This window comes from Paracoccus laeviglucosivorans (assembly GCF_900182695.1).
In the GTDB taxonomy this organism is placed as follows: domain Bacteria; phylum Pseudomonadota; class Alphaproteobacteria; order Rhodobacterales; family Rhodobacteraceae; genus Paracoccus; species Paracoccus laeviglucosivorans.
Window position 1 is genome coordinate 1 of record NZ_FXTK01000045.1, and the last position, 10,631, is coordinate 10,631.

8 protein-coding genes are annotated in these 10,631 nt (G+C 60.7%); 4 read left to right on the forward strand and 4 right to left on the reverse strand.

Annotated features, from left to right (window positions below; all coding sequences use genetic code 11):
• Positions 1-81: 81 nt before the first annotated feature.
• Entirely contained in the window at positions 82-504 is a 423-nt protein-coding gene (locus FN835_RS20345; RefSeq protein WP_142665068.1) for a nuclear transport factor 2-like protein, read from the forward strand.
• Between the two features lie 46 nt (positions 505-550).
• Here FN835_RS20345 and FN835_RS20350 read toward each other — a convergent pair whose 3' ends face one another.
• The 4 genes from FN835_RS20350 to sauS all read right to left on the reverse strand — a co-directional run bounded on the left by FN835_RS20350 (position 551) and on the right by sauS (position 6,070).
• The gene (locus FN835_RS20350) at positions 551-1,348 is read right to left on the reverse strand and encodes an extracellular solute-binding protein (protein ID WP_142665069.1); all 798 of its coding nucleotides are present in this window, start codon (positions 1,346-1,348) and stop codon (positions 551-553) included.
• 344 nt (positions 1,349-1,692) lie between these two features.
• Positions 1,693-3,003, reverse strand: a complete 1,311-nt coding sequence (locus tag FN835_RS20355; RefSeq protein WP_142665070.1) for an MFS transporter — start codon at positions 3,001-3,003, stop codon at positions 1,693-1,695.
• Between the two features lie 98 nt (positions 3,004-3,101).
• The gene (locus tag FN835_RS20360) at positions 3,102-4,664 is read right to left on the reverse strand and encodes an AMP-binding protein (RefSeq protein ID WP_425467499.1); all 1,563 of its coding nucleotides are present in this window, start codon (positions 4,662-4,664) and stop codon (positions 3,102-3,104) included.
• Complete coding sequence (sauS, locus tag FN835_RS20365; RefSeq protein WP_142665075.1) at positions 4,661-6,070, reverse strand: acylating sulfoacetaldehyde dehydrogenase; 1,410 nt, start codon at positions 6,068-6,070, stop codon at positions 4,661-4,663. The genes FN835_RS20360 and sauS overlap by 4 nt, the downstream gene beginning before the upstream one ends.
• A gap of 197 nt (positions 6,071-6,267) precedes the next feature.
• Between sauS and FN835_RS20370 the strand changes: the two genes are divergently transcribed.
• The 3 genes from FN835_RS20370 to FN835_RS20380 all read left to right on the forward strand — a co-directional run bounded on the left by FN835_RS20370 (position 6,268) and on the right by FN835_RS20380 (position 10,515).
• Positions 6,268-7,290, forward strand: a complete 1,023-nt coding sequence (locus FN835_RS20370) for a LacI family DNA-binding transcriptional regulator (protein WP_142665071.1) — start codon at positions 6,268-6,270, stop codon at positions 7,288-7,290.
• 192 nt (positions 7,291-7,482) lie between these two features.
• Positions 7,483-8,805, forward strand: coding sequence for an MFS transporter (locus FN835_RS20375; RefSeq protein WP_142665072.1), 1,323 nt, complete (start codon positions 7,483-7,485; stop codon positions 8,803-8,805).
• Positions 8,806-8,862: 57 nt separating this feature from the next.
• Positions 8,863-10,515, forward strand: coding sequence for a GMC family oxidoreductase (locus FN835_RS20380; protein WP_142665073.1), 1,653 nt, complete (start codon positions 8,863-8,865; stop codon positions 10,513-10,515).
• The last annotated feature ends 116 nt before the right edge of the window (positions 10,516-10,631 follow it).

The following is a 10,631-nucleotide window of genomic DNA, read 5'->3' on the forward strand; positions in this document are numbered from 1 at the left end:
TTCCCTCGGCCCGTCGCCGGAATAATCCGCCCCCTGACCGAGTCCAGTTCACATGCGATCCGCAAACAGGAGGTATTCCGCATGAAGATCTTGACTACTTTCGCCGCAGCCGCTGTCGTCGCTGCCTGTGCCGCGGTTCCCGCCATGGCAGGCCCGGCCGAGGATATGGCCAAGGCCCGTATTGCCAGCATCGCCAGCGGTGATCTGGACGCCGTTGCGGCAGGCTATGCCGATGGCGCGCAACTGCATTGGGTCGGTGGCCCGCTGGACGGCACCTATGCCACGCCCGAACAGATCGGCGGGATCTGGCAAAAATTCACCAGCGCGCAGGGCGAGCAGACCGCCGAAATCGCGATGACGTCTGAGGCTGCGAACCCTGCGGGGGCGACGGTGACGGCGGATGTCGTCTTCAAGGGCAAGAATGCCGTGCCGGTGCACTATGTTCTGGTCTATCGCGGCGACAAGATTGCCGATGAAATCTGGCAGGTGAACCCCGCGCAGTAACGGCGCATGAACGCATCCGGCCCCGCTTGGCCGGATGCGGCAAGGGTCAGCGCACCCAGCCTTCGGTCGCCATCAGCTCTTTGGCTTTGTCGGTCAGCAGGTAATCCAGAAACTCCTGCGCCTCGGGGTCGGCGGTCGGGGCCAGCGCGACGCTAAGATCGCGCCAGATCACGCGGTCCTGCGACAGCTCCACCGTTTCCAGCACATCGGGATTGGTCGCGGGCCAGTTTGGCCATGTGATCCAGGCATCGGCATCCATGTCCTTGAACGCCTTGAAGCTGGCGCCCGAGCCGTGTTCATAGGCCACGATGTTCTTGCGGAACGCAGTCACATCCTCAAGGCTGCCGGTGCGTCCGGCGATGTCTTCCCACACCCCGGTCCCCGAGGTATTGGCGACGCCCGAACCTTCGGTCACGACGATCTTGACGCCATCGGCCAGCAGGTCGTCGAATTCCTTGATCCCCTTGGGATTGCCCGTCTTGACCGCTACGATGGCGGGCCGCAGATAGATCGGCATGACCTGATCCGAGGAAAGGGTCTTATAGGTTTCAAGAAACGCGGTCATCGACTGTTCGGCGGTGCCCCAGATGATGTCGGCATCGGCCTGCGCCTTTTTCGACCATGTGGTTTCAGGACCGGCGGTGATTTCGACCTTGTTGCCGGTTTCCTGCTGCCAGACATCGGCGACCTTTTGCAGCGCGGTATGCGGCCCGCCCGCACCATACAGCCGCACCACGCCGTCCTTGGCATCCTGCTTGATCGATGGATCGTAAAGCGCGGATTCCTGTGCATGGGCAGCCTGCGCCGTCAGCACTGCAAAAAGGATGAAGCCTGAAATTCGCATGTCTTTTCCTTCATCTGAATAAAATGGCCGCTCTGATCGCGACAAAAGACAGACTCGGGCAGGGGTGGGTTTCATCCCTGTTGGACAGAACACATGACCGTGAGGCGTCGGGCCGCCTGAACAGCCTGTGAATAGACTCGGTGACCATGGATGCCCGCAATTTACAAAGCTTGTTTGGTTGCAGGACATCGCAACCAGACCGTGAAGACCTTCGCGGAATCGTCGGCAAAGTCTGGGGAATTCCATAGATGTAGGCGCAGGCAAATCTCGCTGCAGGTGTTTATCCAGTTTCCCCTAGAATGGCCCCGCCTTGATCAAGGCGGGGCCGTTTGTCGCAACTAGAACTATTTTGCCTTGACCGCTGCGGATAAACCGCCGTCCTCATCAATGGCATCGCCCGCGGATGGGTCGTGGAAGGGTCTGTCCGGTCGGATCAGCAGCGAGGTCGCCGCCCCCACCAACAGCAGCACGAGGGATGCTGCAAAGGGCAGATCCCAGCGTCCGGTCAGGTCGATGATAAGCCCGAAGATGATGGGCGAGATCATTCCCGCCAAGCCAAAGCCAAAGTTCATGAAGCCGCTGGCTGTGCCGGAATATTGCGGTGCAATATCCATCGGCGTGGCCCAGATGGGCGCCACGATAAGCTCGGCAAAGAAGAAGGCCGCGCTTAGGCTGATGGCGACCGTTATCAGATCGGTCGAGAACATGACGGGCAGCATGCACAGAAACGCACCGATAAAGCCCAGAATGATCACGCTGATCCGCGCCAGCGTGACCCGGCCCGTCCTGCGCAGGATGCCATCGCTTAGCCAGCCGCCTGCAAGATCGCCCACGACCCCGGCAAAGAACACGCCCGCCGCAAAGATAGCGGATTTCTTCAGGTCCAGTTCGTGCTGATGCAGGAAATAGGACGGGATCCAGTTCAGGAACAGCCACAGCGTCCAGCCATAGCAGAAATCGGTGATCGTCACCGGCAGCATCCGCCGCAACAGCGGCCCCCAAGGCAGGTTCTTTTGCTTTGCGGCGACGCTTGGCGGCGGCAGGACGGCCAGTTCCTGCGGTGTGATGCCGGGATGCTCACGCGGATCGTCGCGGAAATACCACCACCACAGCGCCACCCATGCAAAGCTGATCGCGCCGACGATGATAAAGGACTCGCGCCATGAAAAGGCGACGATCAGCACCGCGATCAGTGGGGGCGTGATGGCGTTGCCGAAGCGCGCAAAGGCATGGGTGATGCCTTGGGCAAAGCCGCGCTTTTCCGAAGGCATCCAACTGGACAGCGCGCGCGTCGCGGTGGGAAAGGCCGAGCCTTCGCCGATGCCCAACAGCACGCGGGCGATGATCAGTGAAACCGCGCCCTCGACAAAGCCGATCATGATGGTTGCTGCCGACCAAATCGTGCCGCAGATCAACAACGTCTTGCGCGGTCCCAGCAGGTCGCCAAGCCTGCCGCCGAAAATCTGGAATAAAGCGTAGGGATAGGCAAAGGCGGCAAAGGCCATGCCCAATTCAAAATTGCTTAGCCCCAGTTCTTCCTGCATCGCTGGGGCGGCGGTGCTGATGTTCACGCGATCAATATAGGTCACAAGATACATCAGGCAGATCACGAACAGGATCCTGTCCGTGGTTCTAATCCTTGTCAGTCTTAGCATATCTCCTCCCTGGACCATGCCCGACATTATGATTGGGTCTTATGGTCCCGCCGCAGGGTTGCGCCTTGTCCTCCTCCGACAGGCGCAGTCGGGCGGGTTCAGCCTGTCTGGTGGCTTTCTCCTTTCGGGGTTGGGGTGGTCAGTTCGGCCAGTTTCAGCCGCTGGATCTTGCCCGAGGGGCCCTTGGGCAGTTCGGACATCAGATGGATGCGGTCAGGCGTCTTGAACCTGCCGATCCGCGTTTCGCAAAGTTGCATCAACTCGCCTGCATCGGGACCGGATCCGTCATGCAGGACCACCGCCGCCTCGATCGTTTCGCCATAGCGCGGGCAGGGGCGGGCAAAGGCTGCGGCCTCGACCACGGCCGGGTGGGCATAAAGCGCCTCGTCTATCTCGCGCGGAGAGATGTTCTCGCCGCCTTTGATGATGATCTCCTTGGATCGGCCGGTGACGAAGACATACCCCTCGGCATCCTGCCGCCCCAGATCGCCCGTGCGCAGCCAGCCATCCGCCGTGATCGCGGCGCGGGTCGCGGCGGGGTCGTCCAGATAGCCGCGCATCACATTCGCGCCGCGCACGGCGATCTCGCCCTCGGTGCCGCGCGGGGCCTCGGCCAGATCGGGCGACAGGATCACCACCTCGTTGCCGACAGGACATCCGGGCGAACCGACCTTGCGCGTGCCGTGCTGTGGCAGCGGGTTCGACAGGATCTGGGCGGCAGTTTCCGTCAGCCCCATTGTTTCGATGATGGGGATGCCAAAGCGCGTCTCGAACGCGGAATGTACTTCGGGGGCCAATGCCGCCGAGGCCGAGCGTCCGAACCGCATGGCATTAAGGCAATCAGATGTGGGTTCGGCCGCGCCATGCAGCAGATGCGAAATGATCGTGGGCACCACCGAAAACCATGTCGCGCCATGGGTCTGGCAAAGCCCCCAGAACTGGCTGGCCGAGAATTTCTCGCACACGATGGCCGATCCGCCCGACAGCAGCGGGGCAAGGATCGTCACGCAAAGCCCGTTGATGTGATAGATCGGCAGGACGCACATGGCGCGATCCTGCGGCATCAGCGCATGGGCAAGCGCGGTGTTCCAACCACCTGCCAACAGACTGGCATGGCTATGCAGCACACCCTTGGGGCGGCCCGTCGTCCCCGAGGTATACATGAGCAGCGCATCGTCATCGCTGCCAAGCGTGTCCAAGGCGCGCGGTTGGGCGGTGGCGGGCCAGTCGAAATCCGCGGCCACATCGACCACCACAGGCGCGGCATGGCGGCCCTTTAGCGTCTCGGCCAAAAGCATCCGTTGGCGATGATCGCACAGCAGGATGCGGGCGCGGGAATGCGTGATGGCGTGGCCGATGGCCTCGGCCCCGGCGGCAAGGTTGATCGGCGTGGCGCGAAACCCACCGTAAAGCGCGCCCATCAGGGCCAGAACGGCTTCGCGTCCGTTCGGGATCATGAAGGCGACGCTTTCGCCGCGCATCGCGCCCATGCCTGCAAGATGCATCGCGATTGCAGCGGCCCGATCACGCAGTTCGGACCATGATATGGCCGTGTCCGTATCTGGAAAGACGTGACTGATTTCGTCGCCCCGAGCATCGGCCAAAGCGTCCATCCAGTCCCGAACGGTGCCTGCCGGGGGGTGTTGGGTGTCAAAGATCACTGGCCCACCTCCTGCCAATAGGCGTCAAAAATCTGGGCCAGGCTGGGTTCGCGGGCAGGGATGGGGCGCACGATCCGCGTGCGTTGCATGAAGTGGCGCCAATGCAGGTTGGCATCAATCGAATTGCCGCCCCAACTGCCGCAGCCCATCGACAGCGAAAACGGCAGGCCATTCTCGAACGAGCCGCCAGTCGCGAAACAATGCGCCTGATTGACGATCACCCGGCAGACCGGCATGTCGCGTGCCAAAGCCATCGCGCGTTCGGGAATGGTCGAGTGCAGCCCGATGGAATGGCCCGCGCCCTGATGCGCCAGAATGCGCTGCGCAATCTGTTTGGCATCGTCGAAATCGCGCGCGCGATACAGTGCGACAACGCGGCTAAGCTTTTCGCCCGACAGTGGATGTTCCGGTCCTATGCCCTGCGTTTCAACAGCGATGACGCGGGTATTGGCGGGAACCTGATCGCCTAGCCCCAGCCGTTGGATCAGCACATCCGCATCCGTCGCGATGATGTCGCGGTTCAGATGACCGCGCTGCCAAAGCCGGTCGATGATCTGCTGTTCGCGCGCCTCGGGAATGATCGCACCGCCCTGCGCCGCGAATTCCGCCGCAAAACCGGCATAGGCGGCATCCAGCACGATCAGCGCATTTTCGGACGAACAGGATGTCGCGTTGTCAAAGGTTTTCGAGGCGATGATCTTTGCCACGGCATCCGCCGGGTCTGTGGTGTCATCGACGATCACCGCGACATTTCCGGCACCGACCCCGATGGCGGGCGTTCCGCTTTCATAGGCGCGGCGCACGTTGTCTTGGCTGCCGGTGACAACGGCCAGATCGGCCTGCTCCAGCATGCGCTGGGTTTTGTCCTTGTTGCCCCGGCCCGGTAGCATCTGCACCAGATCACGGCTTTCGCCGATCTTGTCGAATTCCGCATGGATGAAACCCAGCAACATCTCGCAGCAGGCGACCCCCTTGGGTGACGGCGACAGCACGATGGCATTGCCGCATTTCAACGCGTTGATGATGTTGTTGGCAGGCGTCGCCACCGGATTTGTCGAAGGCACGACTGCGCCGATGACGCCGATGGGGCGGGCCAGTTCGGTGATGCCGGTTCGCGGGTCGTCGGACAGCACGCCATGGGTCACGGCATCGCGCAAGTCACGCAACAGCCCAAGCGTCTTGCGATGGTTCTTGGCGATCTTGTCGGTCACATTGCCAAGGCCCGTCACCTGCACGGCCAGTTCGGCCAATCTGCGGTTGCGGTCGGGCTGCATGACGGCCCATCCTGCGGCCAGCGCAGCGCGGTCATAGCGCGCCTGACTGCCTTTGCGTTCATATTCGGCCTGAGCCGCACGAGCGCGTGCAAGCGTGGCATCGACCGAAACCAGTTCGTCCGAAATATTCATTTGCGTCATGATCTCTGAGCCCTGTGCCGCTTATGCGCCAAGGGGGTTTCGACTGCGGATTGCGCAAAGCGCCTGCCGCGGATTTCTGCAGGGCGCGGCCTCCTCCGACCGCATTCCAACAAGGTTAGATCATGAAAATAGTCTTGCAAATGTTTTCATAAAAAATATCATGCCATGATATTGCTTAGGAAAAACATATGTCTAAACCGGATATTGTTTTCGTTGCAAAACTTGCAGGCGTTTCACCGGCCACTGTTTCCCGCGTCATCAACCATCCCGATCAGGTGCGGGCGGGCACCCGGCGCAAGGTGGAACTGGCGATTGAAAAGTCGGGCTACATCCGCAATCGCGCCGCCTTGGCGATGCATGGCAAACGCAGCGCCACGATTGGCGTGGTCATTCCCACTTTGGCCAACACGATTTTTGCCGAGGTGATCCAAGCCTTCAATGAAACGGTCAGCGCACAGGGCTACACGATGCTGCTTGCCTCGCATGGCTATGACCTTGAGGTGGAATTCAAACTGACGCGCAAGCTGCTGGAACACCGCGTGGATGCGTTGGTGCTGGTTGGTCTGGACCATCATCCCGGTGTTTTCCGCCTGATCGGCGAACAGCCGGTGCCCTGTCTGGCGATCTGGAATCATGCCGCTGACGCCGCGTTGCCCTGTATCGGCGTGGATAATCGCGAGGCGGGGCGGATCGCGGCGGAACACCTGATCGCGCTTGGTCATCAGGATGTCGCGCTGATCTTTCCCGAAACCACCGAAAACGATCGCGCCCGCGACCGCATGATGGCGGCGCTGGATGCGTTTCGTGCGACTGGGACTGAAATCCGAACGGATCGGCAAATCCGCGTGCCCTATAGCGTGGCCCAGGCGAAATCCGCCTGTATCACGATGCTGCAGCGTCCTGACCGGCCCTCGGCTTTGCTGTGCTGCAATGACGTGATCGCGCAGGGGGCAGTCTATGCGGCGGCACGTCTGGGCATCCCGGTTCCGTCGGAACTGTCGATCATCGGCATCGGCGATTTTGCCGGATCGGCGCAGATGGAGCCTGCGTTGACATCGGTGCGCATCCCCGCGCAATCCATCGGGGTTTCGGCAGGACACGAGATTCTGCGGGCCATAGAAACCGGCGATCAGGCCGCCATCAGGTCCAGCCGGATTGATCTGGAGCTTGTCATGCGCGGCAGCACCGGCATCGCGCCGCGACTGCGCTAGGCCGGCAGCAATTCCGATCGGGTAGCGGCACGGGCCGGTTTCGGTCTGGCGAGCGTAATTAAAAATGAGACTAATGGTCTCAAAAATTATTGACATATGGGCGATGATTCCGCACCTTCTCTGAACCGGCTTGGAGGAGAGGCCGAAAAACTCATCAATATCGCAACCGTCACATCGCTTAGGGAGGGCGTAATGTCGGAGGTTTCATATGGTGCCGCTGAAAGCGGCGCTCACGAACAGGATGTAAGAAAGGTCGCCCTCGCAAGTCTGATCGGGTCAACGATCGAGTGGTATGACTTTTTTCTTTACGGCGTCGTCGCAGGGCTGGTCTTCAATCAGCTTTATTTCCCATCCGAGGATGAAAGTATCTCGATCCTGCTGGCCTATGCGACATTTGCAGTGGGATTTGTCGCCCGTCCACTTGGCGGTCTGATATTCGGGCATTACGGCGACCGGATTGGTCGGAAGACCATGCTGATTCTGTCACTTTTGATGATGGGCGGCGCGACGGTATTGATCGGCCTTCTGCCCACTTACGACCAGATTGGCATGCTTGCGCCGATCCTGCTGCTTTTGCTGCGTATCGTGCAGGGTATAGGTATTGGCGGCGAATGGGGCGGCGCGGTGCTGATGGCCTATGAATTCGCGCCGAAGGAAAAGCGTGGTTTTTATGCCTCGATCCCGCAAATCGGGCTTTCGCTGGGCCTGTTCATGGCCTCGGGCGTCATGGCTTTGATGACGATGATGCCGGATGAGGCGTTCATGGCATGGGGATGGCGTGCGGCGTTTGTGGCTTCGATCGTGCTTGTGCTTTTGGGCACCTGGATCCGCAGCAATATCGACGAAAGCCCGGACTTCAAGAAAGCCCGCGCCGAATCCAAGGCCAAGGATCAGGGCCTGCCCTTTGTCGCAATGATCAAGAAATACCCCGCCAACGTATTCCTGGGTATGGGCGCGCGCTATATCGACGGCGTTTACTTCAATGTTTTTGCTGTATTTTCCATCCTTTACCTGACGCGGTATGTTGGGATGGACCGCTCATTCGCGTTGTCGGTGGTCTGTGGCGCAGCTTTGGTCATGGTGCTGACGATCCCCTTCTTTGGGCGGTTGTCGGATCGGATCGGGCGGCCCAGGACCTATGCCATCGGGTCGGTCCTGCTGGGCCTTAGCGTGTTTCCCGCATTCGCATTGATGAGCACGGGAAACCCCGCACTGGTCATATTGGGATTGGCGCTGCCCTTTGGCGTGATTTACCCGATGTGCTATGGCCCCGAGGCTGCGCTATTCGCCGATCTTTTCGATCCCAGCGTGCGCTATACCGGCGTGTCATTTGTCTATCAGTTTTCGGGTATATTCGCATCCGGCATCACGCCGATGATCGCGACGGCCTTGATGACTGCGAATGATAATAATCCGTTCTGGCTATGCGCCTATGTCGTATTTGCGGCCGCCGTTTCATGGCTTTGTGCTGTGCTGATCGGCCGCCGTCAGCAGCTGCACGGCACCGGATATTGAATGCTTCCTCCGGGTGACAAGCCCGGAGGGAAACAGTCTTGTCAGAAAGAACCAGAAATGAACGTTGATTCCCCAGCGGATTATATCGTCGTCGGCGCCGGTTCTGCCGGATGCGTGATCGCCAATCATCTTAGCGCCGACCCGAATATTCGCGTTACCTTGCTCGAGGCGGGATCGCGCGACAGCAGTCCGTGGATTCACATTCCCGTCGGTTATTTCAAGACGATGCATAACCCTGACTTTGACTGGTGCTTTGAAACCCAGCCCGATCCGGGAATTGGCGGACGTTCGCTGCATTGGCCGCGCGGCAAGGTTTTGGGGGGATCGTCTTCGCTGAATGGGCTGCTTTATGTCCGTGGCCAGCGCGAGGATTACGATCTGTGGGCGCAAAAGGGGAATGCCGGCTGGTCTTGGACCGATGTCGGACCGATCTTTGAAGAACTTGAAACCTTCCAGCGCGGCGCGGGCGAAGGGCGCGGCACACGGGGGCCGCTACAGGTGTCCGATCCGCGCCTGAAACGCCGCATCTGCGAATTGTGGATCGAGGCAGCCAAGGCGCGCGGCCACAGCTACAATCCCGACTATAACGGCTCCGTGCAGGAAGGGGTGGGGCATTTCCAACTGACTGTGGATCGCGGCAGGCGGTGTTCGGCGTCCCGCGCCTTCCTGCACCCGGTCCGATCCCGGCATAACCTGCATGTCGTGCCCAAGGCCCAAGTCAGCCGCGTCGTCATTGACGCTGGCCGCGCCACTGGCGTCGAGATCATGCGCCCGGACGGGTCGCGGCAGGTGCTGCGGGCGGAACGCGAGGTGATCCTTGCGGCGGGGGCCATCGGGTCGCCCCACATCCTTATGCTGTCCGGGGTTGGCGACGCAGATGCCCTGCGTCAGCACGGCATCAACGTGGCATGTGACCTGCCCGATGTCGGGCGCAATCTTCAGGACCATTTGCAGGCGCGTCTGGTCTTCAAAACCCTCGAGGCGACCCTGAACGACGAAGTGCGCAGCCTGTTCAACAAGGCCCGCATTGGTCTGGAATATGCGCTGCGACGCACGGGACCGATGGCCATGGCCGCCAGTCTGGTCTTTGGTTTCATGAAGACGCGCCCCGATCTTGCGACGCCCGACATCCAGTTCCACATCCAGCCTTGGTCTGCGGACAGCCCCGGCGAAGGCGTGCATCCGTTCTCGGCCTTTACGCAATCGGTGTGCCAGTTGCGGCCCGAAAGCCGGGGCACGATCACGCTGGCCGCGGCCGATCCGGGGCAGGCGCCGCTGATTCAGCCCAATTACCTGTCGGCCCAGCTTGATTGCGACACGATCGTCGCCGGGGTCGAGATGGCGCGTCAATTCGCCCGGACCGAACCGCTGCGCAGTGCCATTTCCGAAGAATTCCGCCCGCTGCCCGACGTGCAGGGCTATGATGAAACGCTGGCTTGGGCGCGCGAGAATTCGACCACAATCTATCATCCAACAGGCACCTGCCGCATGGGTGCAGATGAGGCATCTGTGGTCGATCCGCGCCTGCGGGTCCGGGGCATTCGCGGCCTGCGCGTCGCGGATTGTTCGATCATGCCCGACATCGTGTCGGGCAACACCAATGCCCCGGCCATGATGATCGGTGCGAAACTTGCGCGGATGATCTTCGAGGATCGCCGTGCGGAAACGTCCTGGCCCGCCGCGCGCGGTGCCTTCAGCCAAGTTGCCTAAAAGGGAGAGCCGGTCATGAAGATGACGACTGAGGAGTCATTTGTTAAGGTATTGCAGTTGCATGGTATTGAGCATGCCTTTGGGATCATTGGCTCTGCGATGATGCCTGTGAGTGA